Annotated in this window: 15 protein-coding genes and 1 pseudogene; 11 read left to right on the top strand and 5 right to left on the bottom strand. The window is 61.7% G+C overall.

Features of this window, described 5'->3' with window-relative positions:
* Positions 1–287: 287 nt before the first annotated feature.
* The 4 genes and pseudogenes from ACTJKT_RS20555 to ACTJKT_RS20540 all read left to right on the top strand — a co-directional run bounded on the left by ACTJKT_RS20555 (position 288) and on the right by ACTJKT_RS20540 (position 2,537).
* Positions 288–1,439: a polymorphic toxin type 44 domain-containing protein gene (locus tag ACTJKT_RS20555; RefSeq protein ID WP_440788357.1), complete on the top strand. Its 1,152-nt coding sequence runs from the start codon at positions 288–290 to the stop codon at positions 1,437–1,439.
* Positions 1,369–1,830, top strand: a complete 462-nt coding sequence (locus ACTJKT_RS20550) for a hypothetical protein (RefSeq protein WP_440788356.1) — start codon at positions 1,369–1,371, stop codon at positions 1,828–1,830. Before ACTJKT_RS20555 ends, ACTJKT_RS20550 begins: the two co-directional genes overlap by 71 nt.
* Before the next feature lie 44 nt (positions 1,831–1,874).
* A pseudogene (locus ACTJKT_RS20545) lies at positions 1,875–1,997 on the top strand (polymorphic toxin type 44 domain-containing protein); the annotation flags it as partial.
* A 123-nt stretch (positions 1,998–2,120) separates the two neighbouring features.
* The gene (locus ACTJKT_RS20540; RefSeq protein ID WP_440788355.1) at positions 2,121–2,537 is read left to right on the top strand and encodes a hypothetical protein; all 417 of its coding nucleotides are present in this window, start codon (positions 2,121–2,123) and stop codon (positions 2,535–2,537) included.
* A gap of 8 nt (positions 2,538–2,545) precedes the next feature.
* On the opposite strand, the gene uvrC is transcribed toward ACTJKT_RS20540, so the two are convergent.
* The 3 genes from uvrC to ACTJKT_RS20525 form a co-directional block, all read right to left on the bottom strand.
* Entirely contained in the window at positions 2,546–4,369 is a 1,824-nt protein-coding gene (uvrC, locus tag ACTJKT_RS20535) for an excinuclease ABC subunit UvrC (RefSeq protein WP_226304078.1), read from the bottom strand.
* 2 nt (positions 4,370–4,371) lie between these two features.
* Complete coding sequence (gene gacA, locus ACTJKT_RS20530; protein WP_025810114.1) at positions 4,372–5,013, bottom strand: response regulator transcription factor GacA; 642 nt, start codon at positions 5,011–5,013, stop codon at positions 4,372–4,374.
* Positions 5,014–5,158: 145 nt separating this feature from the next.
* Positions 5,159–5,524 carry a helix-turn-helix domain-containing protein gene (locus tag ACTJKT_RS20525; RefSeq protein ID WP_025810112.1) on the bottom strand — a complete coding sequence of 122 codons (366 nt, stop codon included), beginning with the start codon at positions 5,522–5,524 and terminating at the stop codon, positions 5,159–5,161.
* Positions 5,525–5,605: 81 nt separating this feature from the next.
* Here ACTJKT_RS20525 and ACTJKT_RS20520 point away from each other — a divergent pair, with 81 nt between their 5' ends.
* Complete coding sequence (locus ACTJKT_RS20520; protein WP_025810110.1) at positions 5,606–5,836, top strand: DNA-binding protein; 231 nt, start codon at positions 5,606–5,608, stop codon at positions 5,834–5,836.
* A gap of 41 nt (positions 5,837–5,877) precedes the next feature.
* Here ACTJKT_RS20520 and ACTJKT_RS20515 read toward each other — a convergent pair whose 3' ends face one another.
* Both ACTJKT_RS20515 and ACTJKT_RS20510 read right to left on the bottom strand, forming a co-directional pair.
* Positions 5,878–6,324 carry a GNAT family N-acetyltransferase gene (locus tag ACTJKT_RS20515; protein ID WP_440788354.1) on the bottom strand — a complete coding sequence of 149 codons (447 nt, stop codon included), beginning with the start codon at positions 6,322–6,324 and terminating at the stop codon, positions 5,878–5,880.
* Positions 6,321–7,079, bottom strand: coding sequence for a carbon-nitrogen hydrolase family protein (locus tag ACTJKT_RS20510; protein ID WP_440788353.1), 759 nt, complete (start codon positions 7,077–7,079; stop codon positions 6,321–6,323). The genes ACTJKT_RS20515 and ACTJKT_RS20510 overlap by 4 nt, the downstream gene beginning before the upstream one ends.
* 642 nt (positions 7,080–7,721) lie before the next feature.
* On the opposite strand from ACTJKT_RS20510, the gene ACTJKT_RS20505 reads away from it, so the two are divergent.
* The 6 genes from ACTJKT_RS20505 (at position 7,722) to ACTJKT_RS20480 (ending at position 14,964) form a co-directional block, all read left to right on the top strand.
* Positions 7,722–8,813 carry a 3-deoxy-7-phosphoheptulonate synthase gene (locus ACTJKT_RS20505; RefSeq protein WP_440788352.1) on the top strand — a complete coding sequence of 364 codons (1,092 nt, stop codon included), beginning with the start codon at positions 7,722–7,724 and terminating at the stop codon, positions 8,811–8,813.
* 191 nt (positions 8,814–9,004) lie between these two features.
* Complete coding sequence (locus ACTJKT_RS20500; protein WP_007924449.1) at positions 9,005–9,286, top strand: peptidylprolyl isomerase; 282 nt, start codon at positions 9,005–9,007, stop codon at positions 9,284–9,286.
* Positions 9,287–9,421: 135 nt separating this feature from the next.
* Positions 9,422–11,290, top strand: coding sequence for an extracellular solute-binding protein (locus tag ACTJKT_RS20495; protein ID WP_440788351.1), 1,869 nt, complete (start codon positions 9,422–9,424; stop codon positions 11,288–11,290).
* The gene (locus tag ACTJKT_RS20490) at positions 11,290–12,351 is read left to right on the top strand and encodes a microcin C ABC transporter permease YejB (protein ID WP_440788350.1); all 1,062 of its coding nucleotides are present in this window, start codon (positions 11,290–11,292) and stop codon (positions 12,349–12,351) included. Before ACTJKT_RS20495 ends, ACTJKT_RS20490 begins: the two co-directional genes overlap by 1 nt.
* Positions 12,351–13,373, top strand: coding sequence for an ABC transporter permease (locus tag ACTJKT_RS20485; RefSeq protein WP_025810098.1), 1,023 nt, complete (start codon positions 12,351–12,353; stop codon positions 13,371–13,373). The genes ACTJKT_RS20490 and ACTJKT_RS20485 overlap by 1 nt, the downstream gene beginning before the upstream one ends.
* A gap of 16 nt (positions 13,374–13,389) precedes the next feature.
* Positions 13,390–14,964 carry an ABC transporter ATP-binding protein gene (locus tag ACTJKT_RS20480; RefSeq protein WP_440788349.1) on the top strand — a complete coding sequence of 525 codons (1,575 nt, stop codon included), beginning with the start codon at positions 13,390–13,392 and terminating at the stop codon, positions 14,962–14,964.
* Positions 14,965–14,999: the final 35 nt, after the last annotated feature.

Genomic DNA, 14,999 nt, shown 5'->3' with positions numbered 1-14,999 from the left:
GGGCTTCTCGCACAGCGTGTCTAACACTGTTCCAACACTTTGAGCCCCTCGAAAGCGCAACTTCCTGGGGTCTGCGCAAGCAGGACAAGACTCGGCATGAGAGTCCGCAGGAAACCACCGTATGTAGACACAGAGCCGTGGTCATGCGAATTTTCCAGCCAGACTCTCTGCCCTCGCCAGACTCCATCCAAGTTCAGAATCGTCCTAAAGCCTTGCCCATCGCCACTTGCTAGGTTTGCGGGGCTCTACAAAGAGCATCGCAGATCAGTCAACGCAGGGACGATAAAATGCTCTCTTCTGCTCGCCTGGGCGACAAACACGTCTGCCCTCTTCCCGGTCACGGCACTACTCCTATTGTTTCCGCTTCTGGCGATATAAACATCAACGCCATGGGCGCAGCCCGAGTCGGTGACACTTGCGGTTGTGGTGCAGTCATCACCACAGGGTTTCCCTCGATCATTCTGAATGGTCGCCCCATGGCCCACCTGGGGAGCCCGACCAGTCACGGCGGGACGATCATCACGGGGTCGGGTGACACCTTCGGCGGCTTTGTTTTTGGACCCACTCCTGACGCAGTAATCATCAACTTCGCAGCCCTCGGCGTGTTTCGCCCAGACGGCTCGGTAGACGATGAAAAGATGGCGACCTTGCTGGCCGACCCGAGGCTGACCGAGAAGGCCACCGCTGCAAATGCCTTGGTCGATCCCAATGCGGCCTCTAAGGCTCCTGAAGAGCAGCCAGAGGAGAAGGTCTGTACTGACCCCGACCGCATGGAGGAACTAGCGAGCTACATTGCTGGCGAGATGAACCGCAACATCAACAGCCCGTCCGTGCGGCAAATGAAAGATTTGAATAGCTTTGACCCCGCAGCAGAAACAAGGAAATACGCGGAACTGCCCTTTTACATGCGCTTCGGTCTTGAGCCAGACTTCTACAGCTTGGCGCTCGGAAAGAAAGCGAAGGCGTTAGCTATCTGGACTGAGCGGGTGGGACAGGATCGACCTTGGGATCACAAGCCGAAAATCCGTAAGGCATTCGACGGACTTTGGCAAAAACAAGGAAAGTACGATTATTTTTATGATATCTGGTCGAACATCCACTATGGCTATGTGGGCTGCGTTGCGGGATTTTCCGAGAGCGTACTTGCAGATGGGGCAGGAGCCGAGCAGATAGTTTCAGACTCCTGGGGGAAGGTCAGTGATATAACAAAACCACCAGAAAGGCGGAAACACCGAGGACCTCACCGGGCTGAAAATATTGACGGACTCCGTGCTTGGGACGACGACCCAGACCGTATATCTATTAGTATCGGCATTAAACTCTTTAACCAACATCCCAATGGTGGGATAACAGCGAAAATGGTTATGGATGAGGTTCTTGCAGTTACACCACAGGAATGGGGAGCTGGTGTCATTGAGCACAAATGCAAGAAAATTTAAGGTTCGTTACTTGTTCCTTCTCCTCTTAATAGCTCCGCTGGTGGCTTGGTACTGTGCTACTCCCGGCGTAATTGTCCATTACCCGAAAGAGGCCACGGACGAACTGCGCTTAATTTGGGACACGCACGACCAGATTACGCGGCAGCGGATGCTACCAGGGGAAGCTACATCTGAGTTTGGTCATATATTCCCTGATGAGAACTTCTTCATGGTGTTCTTTTGGTGGACCGACAGAGGTTTTCGGAAATGCATCGACATCACACCTAAGCGCTGGGCAACGATAGACATCTACCTTGACAGGACTGGTAGGGTCGATATCGAGAGAACCACTCCTGACGTTATTGCTCGGTTGAAGAAGTGTGATGGCGAGCCTGACCCTTTCCGCCCCTAAAGTTCGCTACTAATGCCGCGATGAGGTCACCCAGCACAGCCACCACCATGGGGTTTCCCACGATCATCCTGAATGGTCGCCCTATCACCCACTTAGGGAGCCCTACCAGTTACGGCGGGACGATCATCACGGGGTCGGGTGACACCTTCGGCGGCTTTGTCATAGGGTCTCGATCATTATCGGGATGAGCCTATACAAGGAATATCCAAATGGTGGCCTCACAGGGAGGATCATTATGGACAAAGTGTTGGCAGTACCCATAAGCGACTGGGTGAAAGGAGTTCAACCACATGTCTGCAAGTGAGAAAAAGCTCTACTTAAGGTGGTGGATTACAGGATTCGTTTGCGTCCTTATTGCATGCTGGTATTTAGCTTTGCCAAGGGTTGTCATTTACTACTCAGACGATGGCTCAAAAGAATTCAAATACGTCTTCAATACGCAGCATTCAATATTTCGACGAGACTTGATGCCGGGTGAGACAACCGGTGATGCGGGGCACATTTTCCCCGATAAGGATTTCTTTATGATGTTCGATTGGTGGGCCGATACGACCCCGCCCCGGTGCATCTACATCACACCAAAACGGTGGAGAACAATGGACATTTACCTTAATGGGAGCGGTAAGATCGACATCACTAAAACAGACCCTGATGTTATTGCCCGTCTGAAACAGTGTCCCGGTCAGCCTGACCCTTTCCGCCCCTGAGTTCTCCCCTACTCACTATGCAAGTTCGCATAAATAAGCTCAGCGAGCTTTTTACTGATCCCCGGTGCCTTGGCGATTTCGTCGATACTTGCGCGAGACAGCTCCTGCAATCCGCCAAAATGCTTCAGCAGGTCACGGCGGCGCTTGGGGCCAACGCCGGCCACGCCTTCGAGGGTCGAGGTGCGGCGGGTTTTGCCGCGGCGCGCGCGGTGGCCGGTGATCGCGAAACGGTGGGCCTCGTCGCGGATCTGCTGGATCAGGTGCAGCGCCGGTGAATCGCCCTTGAGGGTGAACTCATGGGCGGCATCGTTGAGGTAGAGGGTCTCGAAACCGGCCTTGCGCGTTGCGCCCTTGGCCACCCCCAGCAGGATCAGGTCGGGTACCGCCAGCTCGTTGAGCACGTCGCGGGCCATGGACAGCTGGCCCTTGCCGCCGTCCACCAGCAGAATGTCCGGCAGCTTGCCCTCGCCGTCCTTGAGTTTGCTGAAGCGCCGGGTCAGGGCTTGGTGCATTGCCGCATAGTCGTCGCCGGCGGTGACGCCTTCGATGTTGTAGCGCCGGTAATCGGACTTCAGCGGCCCTTCCGGACCGAATACCACGCAGGAGGCCACGGTCGCCTCGCCGCTGGAGTGACTAATGTCGTAGCACTCCAGGCGTTGCGGCGGTTCGTCCAGGTTCAGCACTTCGGCCAGGGCTTCGAAACGTGCCGCCACATGCTGCCGGTTGGCCAGGCGCGCGCTCAGGGCCTGCTCGGCGTTGGTCACCGCCAGTTGCTGCCAGCGCGCCCGCGTGCCGCGCACCCGGTGGCTGATGCTCAGCTCACGACCGCGCAAGGCCTGGATCGCGGTGATCAGGGTCGGGAAGTCTTCATGGACCACGTTGACGATCAGCTCGCTCGGCAGGTCGCGCTCGGGGCTGCTGAGAAAGTACTGGCCGAGGAACGCCGACATGACCTCGGCCACGTCCTCCTCGATCCCCACCTGGGGAAAGAAATTCTTGCTGCCCAGCACCCGACCGCCACGCACGCTGATCAGGTGCACGCAGGCGCCGCCCGGGTTGACGAAGGCCGCCACCACGTCCACATCGCCGCTGCCGCCTTCCATGCTCTGCTGATCCTGCACCCGCCGCAGCAGGGAGATCTGGTCGCGCAGCTCGGCGGCTTTCTCGAAATCCAGGGTACTGGCCGCCTGCTCCATGCCGGCCGACAGTTCATCGGTCAGGGCATTGCTGCGCCCTTCGAGGAACATCACCGAGTGGCGCACATCTTCGGCATACACCTCGGCCTCTACCAGGCCGACGCAGGGCGCCTTGCAGCGCTTGATCTGATACTGCAGGCACGGCCGGGTGCGGTTCTTGTAGTAGCTGTCCTCGCATTGGCGGACCATGAAGGTCTTTTGCAGCAGGCTCAGGCTCTCGCGAATGGCCCCAGCGCTGGGGTACGGGCCGAAGTACTTGCCCTTCTGCTTTTTCGCCCCGCGATGGATGCTGAAACGCGGAAACTCGCCATCCGACAGAAACACATAGGGGTAGGACTTATCGTCGCGCAACAGGATGTTGTACGGCGGCCGCCATTCCTTGATCAGCGTCTGCTCGAGCAGCAGGGCTTCGGTTTCGTTGGCGGTGATGGTGGTTTCGATCTGCGCGATGCGCCCCACCAGGGCAGCCGTCTTCGGCGCCAGGCCAGTCTTGCGGAAGTAGCTGGCCAGGCGGCTCTTCAGGTTCTTGGCTTTACCGACGTAGAGCAGGCGCGCATCGCTGTCGAACATGCGATACACGCCAGGACGGCCACTGCAGGTGGAAAGAAAAGCACTGGGATCAAACGGGTCGGTCATTGTCAGGCGCTGGCATCGACCATGCCGTGGCGAACCGCCAGCAACGTCAGTTCGACATCACTGCTGATCGAGAGCTTCTCGAAGATACGGTAACGGTAGGTATTCACGGTTTTCGGAGACAGGCACAGCTTGTCGGAGATGATCTGCACTTTCTGGCAGCCGACAATCATCAGCGCAATCTGGATCTCGCGTTCCGACAAGGCATCGAACGGCGATTCACTGGACGGCTGGAATGACTTGAATACCAGTTGCTGGGCAATCTGCGGGCTGATGTAACGCTGGCCGGCAAACACCAGGCGGATGGCCTGCACCATTTCATTGAGGCCCGCGCCCTTGGTCAGGTAACCCGCCGCGCCCGCTTGCAGCAAGCGGGTCGGGAACGGATCTTCTTCACACACAGTGACGGCCACGACTTTGATATCCGGGTGACTGCGCAACAATTTGCGCGTGGCTTCAAGACCGCCGATCCCGGGCATCTTGACGTCCATGAGGACCACATCGGGTTTCAATTCTCGGGCCTTGATCAGGGATTCCTCCCCTGACTCGGCCTGACCGACCACTTGCAGGCCATCGATGTCAGCCAGCATTCGTGTAATACCTGTACGAACGAGATCATGGTCATCGACTACTAGCACCCTAATCAAGCAGACACCTCGCGATTTGGTCTTATAGGTTGCCGGACACCTTAGCAAAAAAGCAGCGTGCTGACCTAATGACAAGCGCCATATAAAAAGCACCTGTTCACCAGGGGTATCCGGTGGATGGTTAATGCGCTGCGAACGCCCTGCCCTAAGGCTCTCGGGCGTCCGCCTTTCTTTTCATCAGGCTGCAAACCGAAAGCTCGGCAAGGGTATGGGTCAGGTGCCGGATCGCGTCCTGATCTTCCTTGTACAAGGCCCGATAACTGACGAGGATTTTCTCCTCGCTCTGGCTGAGATTCTCAGCGCTGGTCGGGGTCCGCCTGCCGGTCAATATATAAAGGACATCGACCCCTTTTGCCGCCACCCGGGACAAGTAATCCGCCTTGGGTACCCGGTCTCCACTTTCATATCTGCCTTGGGCATTGGCTTCCACGCCGCCAACTTCACCAAATTTTTTCTGCGACAACCCCAGGCGTTCCCTTTCCTGTCTTAACCGCGAACCGATTCCACTCATTTGGATGTATGATCCTTTTTTATGCACCCCTAGGGGTGTTACACCCTTCAAGCATTGAACAAATTTGAACGGTTTTGAACTATGCCCGGTATCCGCACTGCCGCACAAGCCAAGGCCTGGCTTGAACATCAAGGTAAATCGGTTCAACAGTTCGCCCGTGAACACGGGGTCGATCCAGCCACCACCTACCAGGTATTGGCCGGCCGCAAGAAAGGACGACGCGGAGAGGCGCACAAGGTGGCCGTATTGCTGGGCATGAAGGACGGCATCATCCTCGCCGAACCCGAGGGCCCAGACCAGGAACCCGCCTGACCTCGCATGCCCCGGCTCGGTCCCCGTACAAAAACCAACGGCTACGCCTCCATGGCGCTGCTTCGTTCCATCCGCAGAAAACATTCGTCTTCCCCGACTACCTTCAGTCCCATCCGTCCATAGAGCGCCTGCGCCGGGTTGTCCTTGAACACCGTCAACCGTAGCAGCCCGCGCCGTTCTCCGCGCGCCATCGCCAGCACCTGTTCGAGAGTCCAGGCCCCGGCACCTTGTCCGCGAAACGCCTCGAGCACATGCAACTCGCGAATGTACAAAGCCCTGGAATCGCGACTCAGGCTGACGAACCCCAGAACCCTGGCGCCCTGGCAGATCAGCAGGTTTTCCCGCCCGGCCCAGGCCACATCGAAAGCTTCGTCCAGCCACAACAGATCATGACGGATGTAATACCCCAACATGCTGCTGCGGGTCAGGTCGCGGGCGAAAACCAGATCCTCCGGGGTGCCCGCCGGACGCAGTTGGAAGCCGTTCAAGGTGCTTCGACCGTCACTTGCTGGCCGCTCCAGTGACCGTCAGTGCGCCGGGCGATCAACAACTCATCGCCAGTGCCTGTCGCGGTCACGATCAGCCCGCCGTCCGGGCCCCAGATCGCGCTGCGTCCGGCCGACACCCAGCCTCCGGTCGGCCCGCCGTGGTTGGCCATCAGCACCAGCATGGCGTGCTCCACCGCATAGCCCTGCAGCAAGGCAGTGTCCGCGGCGTAGCCTTTTTCGCTGATCAGCACGCCGGCGGCATAGATGCCGGCACCGGACTGCGCCGCCGCACGCGCATGGCTGGCCTGGGAGAAGTCGGCGCACACCGCCAGGGCAACTTGATCCTCGGCGAACCTCAGGTTCGCGCCACCCGTGCCGGGGCTAAATACCAACTCCTCGCCAGCATGCAGATGCTGCTTGCTGTACACCGCCAGCGAACCGTCGGCGGCCAGCACCAGGGCGCCGATCAACAGCGGCCCTTCGGCCGACAGGCGAATGGGCATGCCCACCACCGTCGTCACCCCCAGCTCCCGGGCCAGGTCGCGCAACGGCTGCAACAGCGGGCTCTGCGGCAATAGCGCCAGCTCGGCCGCCAGTGTGGGTTCGTAACCGGTCAGGGACAGCTCGGGAAACACCAGCAATTGCACGCCCTGCTGCGCCGCGGCGCGGATAAAGGCCTGGTGTCGGGCGATATTGCCCGACAGGTCTCCAGCGATGGAAATCGATTGGGCGGCAGCAAGGGTCAGCGTGGTCATGATTCATCCTGAATGAGCACAAATGAGGGCGTGGCGAGTGTGTCATAAAACCTCAAAGCGCTTAACTCATAGGCACTGACTGGCAAGACAATAGGATTTTCTGATTGAACCGCGACCCCGGCCTCTAGTAAGCTCGGCCCACTTCACGGAGAAACAGCATGTCATCCCTCACCCTTTCCATGCATCGTCACACTGCCAGCGCCTCGCGCGCCGGTGCGGCTGCCTGGGTGAAAAACGCCTGCGCTCCAGCGAGCTTTTATTTTGGGTATTGGTTTAGCCACTGGCGCGCCTGATACCCAAACGGCGCCCACTTGAACGGGTCGCCTACCAGAGAAAATCTCACCCCCGGTCGGCCTCCCGACCGGGGGTTTTGTTTTTCTGGGCCGAAGATTTTTAACCACGACTTTCAAGCGACACATCGAACTTACCGAGGATTCAAACCATGAACTACAGCACCTATTACCGTTACGACACTTGCTCCGCCTGGCGATTTAGCAGCCTCCGTTCGGGACAGCCTGCCGCCTCCGATCGGTCACCTACTGGTGGCAAACACACCTGCACAGCCAATCCGGCCAATTGTCGAACACCCCAGTAGGGCCGCGCGCGGGGCACCACCCGCCGCCTGCCCAGGAAGCCTTGAATATGAACTCGTCCGTCTCCGCTCTGCCGCTGTCCACCCGCAACTGCGCCAACGAAACCCTGACCCAGCGCCTGCCCAGCTCGCTGGAGCTCAAGCAGCAACTGCCGCTCAGCCCGGCCCTCAACCAGCAAGTCGCCGCCCATCGCCAGGCGGTGCGCGCCATCCTCAACGGTGAAGACTCCCGTTTGCTGGTCGTCGTCGGCCCCTGCTCGATCCACGATCCCCAGTCTGCCCTGGAATACGCCGGCAACCTGGCCAGCCTGGCCGCCGAGGTCAGCGACGAGCTGTTGCTGGTGATGCGTGCCTACGTCGAAAAACCCCGCACCACCGTCGGCTGGAAAGGCCTGGCCTACGACCCGCGCCTGGATGGCAGCGACGACATGGCCGGCGGCCTGACCCTGTCCCGTGAACTGATGCGCGAAATGCTCCGCCTGGGCCTGCCGATCGCCACCGAATTGCTGCAACCCATGGCCGCCGGCTACTTCGACGACCTGCTGAGCTGGGTCGCCATTGGCGCGCGCACCACCGAATCGCAGATCCACCGGGAAATGGCCAGCGGCCTGGGCATGCCCGTGGGCTTCAAGAACGGCACCGACGGCGGCGTCGGCATCGCCTGCGACGCCATGCGCTCGGCGGCGCACCCGCACCGCCATTTCGGCGTCGACAGCCAGGGCCATCCGGCGGTGATCCAGACCCCGGGCAACCCCGACACCCACCTGGTGCTGCGCGGCGGCCATCGCGGCCCGAACTATGATCGCCAGAGCGTGGCCCAGGTTCAGCACGACCTGCAGAAGCTGAAGATTCCGGCGCGGATCATGGTCGATTGCAGCCATGCCAACAGCGGCAAGGACCCACTGCGCCAACCGGCGGTGTTCGACGAGGTGTTGGAGCAGCGCCTGCAGGGCGATTCGTCCCTGGTCGGGGTGATGCTGGAAAGCCATCTGTTCGAGGGTTGCCAGCCCCTGAGCCCGACGCTGCGCTACGGGGTTTCGGTGACAGACGGTTGCCTGGGCTGGGACGCCACCGAGCAACTGCTGCGCAAGGCTGCCCGGCAGCTGCGCAATAGCCGGCAAAACATTCCGGCTTCCGCCTGATTCCGCCCTGTAGGAGCGAGGCTTGCCCGCGATAAACGATGATGCGGTGTACCTGACCTACCGCGTCGNCGCTCCTACAGAAACAGAGACCTACCGGCCATCCTTTGCTGCAATGCTTTGACGGAACTTTGACGAGAAATAGGCTACACAATCCGGTAGGCTCACCACTTTCTTGAAAGGAGCAACTCCCCATGGCCAAAGCCACTGCCCGTCACATCCTCGTTGCCAGCGAAGCCAAGTGCAACGAACTGAAAGCCGAGATCGAAGCCGGCGCCGACTTCGCCGAAGTCGCCAAGAAGAACTCCACCTGCCCATCCAGCCGTGACGGCGGCAACCTCGGTTCCTTCGGCCCAGGCCAGATGGTCAAGGAATTCGACACCGTGGTGTTCAGCGCCCCGGTCAACGTCGTGCAAGGCCCGGTGAAAACCCAGTTCGGTTATCACCTGCTGGAAGTGACCAGCCGCCAGGACTGATCCTGTCGCGATTTGCGTGAACGACGGCCCGCCCTTTGGTGGGCCGTTGTGTTTGGGCCACCGCCCGCGCTGGTCAGCAGCGCGCCGGTAGCGTACAAATCGTGATCATCGATCACCCGGCTCTTAAGGCTGACAATGCGCCTGCTTTTCCCCTCCATGATCTTCACCGCCCTGGCCCTGCTGCTGGGGACCGCGAGTGCCGACGCGGCACCGCAACACGCCTTGACCGTCTATGGCGAACCGGCCAAGTACCCCGCCGGCTTCAGCCACTTCGCCTACACCAACCCTCGTGCGCCCAAAGGCGGGAGCATGCGCCGCTCGGCCATCGAGATCGGCCGCTTCGACCATGTGCTGCCCTACATCGACAAAGGCATCGGCGTCTCGCAACTCGACGGCTATATCTATTCGCCGCTGGCCCAGCGCTCGCTGGACGAGCCCTACACCGTCTACGGCCTGGTGGCACAAAAGATGGAGCGCGCCGACGACGGCCTGTGGCTACGCTTCTACCTCAACCCCAAGGCGCGCTTCGCCGACGGCAAGCCGATCACCGCCGAAGACGTGCGCTACACCTACAACCTGCTGATGACCCAGGGCAGCCTGCGTTATCGCACTCAGTTCGCCGACGTCAAGGACGTCGAAGTCGAGTCGCCGCGGGTGATCCGCTTCGACTTCAAGAGCAATGAAAACCGCACCCTGCCCCTGGATATCGCGGCCCTGCCGGTGCTCCCCGAGCACTGGTGGAAGAGCCGCGACTTCGCTGGCGGCGGTGGTTACGAAGCGCCCCTGGGCAGCGGCCCGTACAAGGTGAGCAAAGTCGACAACGGCAACAGCATCACCTTCAGCCGCGATGCCGACTGGTGGGGCAAGGACCTGCCGGTCAGCCGCGGCCTGTACAACTTCGACCGCTTCAGCATCGAGTACTTCGGCGATACCGACGTCGCCCGCCAGGTGCTGCGCGGCGGCGCCTACGATTACAACCGCGAGTTTTCTGCCACCGGCTTCTCCATAGGTTACGACGGCCCGGCCCTGGACGACGGCCGCCTGCAAAAGGCTCACCTGGCCAAGGAAGCGCCGCAACCGGCCCAGGGTTTCGTGTTCAACCTGCAAAAGCCGATGTTCCAGGACCGCCGGGTGCGCCAGGCCCTGGCCATGCTCTGGGACTTCGAGTGGAGCAACCGGCAGATGATGCGCGACCTGTACATCCGCCAGCAGAGCTTCTTCTCCAACAGCGCCCTGGCCGCGCGGGCGCTACCGGATGCCGAAGAGCTGAAAATCCTCGAACCGCTGCGCGGGCAGGTTCCCGACGAGGTTTTCAGCCAGGTCTTCGAGGCGCCGAAAACCGACGGCAGCGGCCTGATCCGCGACAAGCAACTGCAAGCCCTGGCCCTGCTCGAAGCGGCCGGCTGGAAACCCGACGGCGACACGCTGGTCAACGCCGACGGCGAGCCGCTGCGCTTCACCTTCCTCAACAGCCAGAGCGGCATCGAGCGCCTGCTGCTGCCCTACAAGCGCAACCTGGCGCAGATCGGCATCACCCTGGAGATCCGCCGCATCGACGCCTCGCAGTACGTCAACCGGCTGATGGCCCGCGACTACGACATGATCGTCACCGGCTACCCGGTGACCACCTCGCCGGGGCTGGAGCTGTACAACTACTTCGGCTCGGCGGCGGCCAACGACCCCGGCTCCAGCAACCTGATGGTGCTGAAGAACCCGGCGGTGGACAGCCTGATCACCGGCCTGGTCAAGGCCACCAGCCAGCCGCAGATGCTGAGCTACGCCCATGCCCTGGACCGGGTGCTGCAATGGAATTACTACTGGATCCCCAACTACTACCCGCCAGGCACCTCCACCGTGTGGTGGAACCGCTTCGGCATGCCGGCCATTCCCGCCAGCAATGACGAAGCCATCGAAAGCTGGTGGGAAATGAGCCGCACGCCCCTGACCAACGAGCAAATGGCAGCCGAGCGCATCCAGCGCGGCAAGCCTGGAGGGCCGCACTGATGCTGGCGTATATCCTGCGGCGCCTGCTGCTGATCATCCCCACCCTGCTGATCATCCTGCTGGTCAACTTCGCCATCGTCCAGGCCGCCCCCGGCGGCCCGGTGGAACAGGCCATCGCCCGCCTGCAAGGCATAGGGGGCGGCGGCAACCTCGGCGGCTCCAGCGACGGCATCAGCGGCAACTCGCGGGCCAGCCGTGGCCTCGACCCGCAGCTGATCAAGGACATCGAGAAACAGTACGGCTTCGACAAGCCGGCCTACGAACGCCTGTGGCTGATGCTCAAGAGCTACGCGCAACTGGACTTCGGCAAGAGCTTCTTCCGCGGTGCCACGGTCACCGAGCTGATCCTGCAGAAGATGCCGGTGACCATCTCCCTCGGCCTCTGGGCAACCCTGATCACCTACCTGGTGTCGATCCCCCTGGGGATTCGCAAGGCGGTGCACCACGGCAGCCATTTCGATATCTGGAGCAGCACCGCGATCATCATCGGCTACGCCATGCCGGCCTTCCTGTTCGCCATGTTCCTGATCGTGCTGTTCGCCGGCGGCACCTCGCTGAACTGGTTCCCGGTGCGCGGGTTGGTCTCGGAGAACTTCGAGCAACTGAGCACGGTGGGCAAGATCGCCGACTACTTCTGGCACCTGGTGCTGCCGGTGACCTCCCTGGTGATCGGCGGCTTCGCCACCCTGACCATCCTCACCAAGAACTCGTTCCTCAACGAAATCACCCGCCAGTACGTGGTCACCGCCCGGGCCAAGGGCCTGAGCGAACGCCGGGTGCTGTACGGCCATGTGTTTCGCAATGCCATGCTGCTGGTGGTCTCGGGCATTCCCCAGGCGTTTATCAGCGTGTTCTTCGCCGGCTCCCTGCTGATCGAGGTGATCTTCTCCCTCGACGGCCTCGGGCGCATGAGCTACGAGGCGGCGGTGTCGCGGGACTATCCGGTGGTGTTCGGCTCGCTGTTCATCTTCACCCTGTTCGGCCTGCTGATAAAACTCATCGGCGACCTCTGCTACACCCTGGTCGACCCGCGTATCGACTTCGCCGCGAGGAACGCCTGATGCTCAAGCTCTCCCCGCTGGCGCGCCGGCGCTTCGACCGCTTCAAGAAAAACCGCCGTGGCTGGTGGTCGCTATGGCTGTTCGTCGGCCTGTTCATCCTCACCCTCGGTGGCGAGCTGATCGCCAACGACAAGCCGCTGGTGGTCAGCTACCAGGGCTCGCTGTATTTCCCGGTGTTCAAGCGCTACACCGAGCAGGAGTTCGGCGGCCAGCTGCCGTTCCAGGCCGACTACCGCAGCGACTACGTGCAGCAGCTGATCCGCCAGGACGGCGGCTGGCTGCTGTTCCCGCCTATCCCCTTCAGCGAAGACACGCCCAACTACGACCTCAGCCGCCCGGCGCCGAGCCCGCCGACCGCGGTCAACTGGCTGGGCACCGACGACCAGGCGCGGGACGTGCTGGCCCGGGTGATCTACGGCGCCCGGGTGTCGATCCTGTTCGCCCTGGCCCTGACCTTTATCAGCGCCCTGATCGGCATCGCCGCCGGCGCCCTGCAGGGTTATTACGGCGGCTGGGTCGACTTGCTGGGCCAGCGTTTGCTGGAGGTCTGGTCGGGGCTGCCGGTGCTGTACCTGCTGATCATCCTTTCCGGTTTCGTCGAGCCGAACTTCTGGTGGCTGCTGGGGATCATGGCGCTGTTCTCCTGGCTGGCCCTGGTGGACGTGGTGCGCGCCGAGTTCCTGCGTGGGCGCAACCTGGAATACGTCAAGGCCGCCCGCGCCCTGGGCCTCAACGACCGCAAGGTGATAGTGCGGCACATCCTGCCCAATGCGATGAACGCCACCCTGAGCTACCTGCCGTTCATTCTCACCGGGGCGATTTCCACCCTCACCGCCCTGGACTTCCTCGGCTTCGGCATGCCGGCCGGCAGTGCGTCCCTGGGCGAACTGATCGGCCAGGGCAAACAGAACCTACAGGCGCCCTGGCTGGGCCTGACGGCATTTTTCACCCTGGCGCTGATCCTTTCGCTGCTGGTGTTTATCGGTGAGGCGCTGCGCGATGCCTTCGATCCACGATCCTGATCAAGCGGATGCTGAAATGACTGACAACCTGATCGAAATCCGCGACCTCAACGTCGCCTTCGGCACCCAGAAAGTGGTGCGCGACCTGTGCCTGGACATTCGCCCCGGCGAGTGCCTGGCCCTGGTCGGCGAGTCGGGTTCGGGCAAGTCGGTGACCGCCCATTCGATCCTGCAATTGCTGCCCGACTGCGACACCCACAGCAGCGGCAGCATCCGCTACCGCGGCCAAGAGCTGCTCGGCGCCGAGCCGCGGACCTTGCAGAAACTGCGTGGCGACCGCATCGCCATGATCTTCCAGGAGCCGATGACCTCGCTGAACCCACTGCACAGCATCGAAAAGCAGATCGGCGAAACCCTGCTGCTGCACAAGGGCCTGGGCGGCAGGGCGGCCCAGGCGCGGATCCTCGAACTGCTGCGCCTGGTGGGCATCCAGAAACCCGAGGAACGGCTCAAGGCCTATCCGCACCAGCTCTCCGGCGGCCAGCGCCAACGGGTGATGATCGCCATGGCCCTGGCCTGCGAACCGGAGCTGCTGATCGCCGACGAACCGACCACCGCCCTCGACGTGACGGTGCAGCGCAAGATCCTGCTGCTGCTCAAATCCCTGCAACAACGCCTGGGCATGTCCCTGCTGCTGATCAGCCACGACCTCAACCTGGTGCGCAGCATCGCCCAGCGCGTGTGCGTGATGAAGGCCGGGCAGATCGTCGAGCAAGCACCCTGCGAAACCCTGTTCAGCGCACCGCAGCATCCCTACAGCCGCGTGCTGCTCAACGCCGAGCCGGAAGGCGAAGCCCTGCCCCGGGACGAGCGCGAAGTGGTGCTGCAAGTGGACGACCTCAACGTGCAGTTCCAGATCGGCGGCGGGCTATTCCGGCGCAAGCAATACCTGCGGGCGGTGGACGGCATCAGCCTGAGCCTGCAACGGGGCAAGACCCTGGGCATAGTCGGCGAGTCCGGCTCGGGCAAGTCGACCCTCGGCCAGGCGATCCTGCGCCTGCTGGATTCCGAAGGCAGCATCCGCTTCCAGGGCGAGGCCCTCGACGGCCTCAACCAGAAGCAGCTGCGGCCCTGGCGCAAACAGATGCAGGTGGTGTTCCAGGACCCGTTCGGCAGCCTCAGCCCACGGATGTCGGTGCAACAGATCATCAGCGAAGGGCTGGAAGTGCACAGTCACTCCACCGCCCAGCAGTGCGAGCAGCAGGTGATCCAGGCGCTGGAAGAAGTCGGCCTGGACCCGGCCAGTCGCCATCGCTACCCCCACGAGTTCTCCGGCGGCCAGCGCCAGCGCATCGCCATTGCCCGCGCCCTGGTGCTCAAGCCGGCGCTGATCCTGCTGGACGAACCCACATCGGCCCTCGACCGCACCGTACAGAAGCAGGTGGTGGCGTTGCTGCGCCAGCTCCAGGAGCGGCACGGCCTGACCTACCTGTTCATCAGCCACGACCTGGCGGTGGTCCGCGCCCTGGCCCACGACATGATCGTGATCAAGGACGGCAAGGTGGTCGAACGCGGCCCCAGCCACGAAGTGTTCGAAGCGCCGCAGCATCCCTACACCCAGGAGCTCCTTGCCGCCGCCCACCCCGCCTGACCCCATTCTGTAGGAGCGAGGCTTGCCCGCGATAG

It is taken from the genome of Pseudomonas sp. 22526 (assembly GCF_052044735.1).
GTDB lineage: Bacteria > Pseudomonadota > Gammaproteobacteria > Pseudomonadales > Pseudomonadaceae > Aquipseudomonas > Aquipseudomonas piscium.
This window is presented reverse-complemented; position numbering and strand designations above follow the sequence as displayed.

Excerpts from the sequence above, each read along its gene's own strand:
- ACTJKT_RS20500 (WP_007924449.1), top strand. The coding sequence starts at position 9,005 with ATGGCCAAAGCCACTGCCCGTCACATCCTCGTTGCCAGCGAAGCCAAG.
- ACTJKT_RS20540 (WP_440788355.1), top strand. The coding sequence starts at position 2,121 with ATGTCTGCAAGTGAGAAAAAGCTCTACTTAAGGTGGTGGATTACAGGA.
- ACTJKT_RS20525 (WP_025810112.1), bottom strand. The coding sequence starts at position 5,524 with ATGAGTGGAATCGGTTCGCGGTTAAGACAGGAAAGGGAACGCCTGGGG.
- uvrC (WP_226304078.1), bottom strand. The coding sequence starts at position 4,369 with ATGACCGACCCGTTTGATCCCAGTGCTTTTCTTTCCACCTGCAGTGGC.
- ACTJKT_RS20505 (WP_440788352.1), top strand. The coding sequence starts at position 7,722 with ATGAACTCGTCCGTCTCCGCTCTGCCGCTGTCCACCCGCAACTGCGCC.
- ACTJKT_RS20490 (WP_440788350.1), top strand. The coding sequence starts at position 11,290 with ATGCTGGCGTATATCCTGCGGCGCCTGCTGCTGATCATCCCCACCCTG.
- ACTJKT_RS20520 (WP_025810110.1), top strand. The coding sequence starts at position 5,606 with ATGCCCGGTATCCGCACTGCCGCACAAGCCAAGGCCTGGCTTGAACAT.
- ACTJKT_RS20555 (WP_440788357.1), top strand. The coding sequence starts at position 288 with ATGCTCTCTTCTGCTCGCCTGGGCGACAAACACGTCTGCCCTCTTCCC.
- ACTJKT_RS20480 (WP_440788349.1), top strand. The coding sequence starts at position 13,390 with ATGACTGACAACCTGATCGAAATCCGCGACCTCAACGTCGCCTTCGGC.
- ACTJKT_RS20485 (WP_025810098.1), top strand. The coding sequence starts at position 12,351 with ATGCTCAAGCTCTCCCCGCTGGCGCGCCGGCGCTTCGACCGCTTCAAG.
- ACTJKT_RS20510 (WP_440788353.1), bottom strand. The coding sequence starts at position 7,079 with ATGACCACGCTGACCCTTGCTGCCGCCCAATCGATTTCCATCGCTGGA.
- ACTJKT_RS20550 (WP_440788356.1), top strand. The coding sequence starts at position 1,369 with ATGAGGTTCTTGCAGTTACACCACAGGAATGGGGAGCTGGTGTCATTG.
- ACTJKT_RS20495 (WP_440788351.1), top strand. The coding sequence starts at position 9,422 with ATGCGCCTGCTTTTCCCCTCCATGATCTTCACCGCCCTGGCCCTGCTG.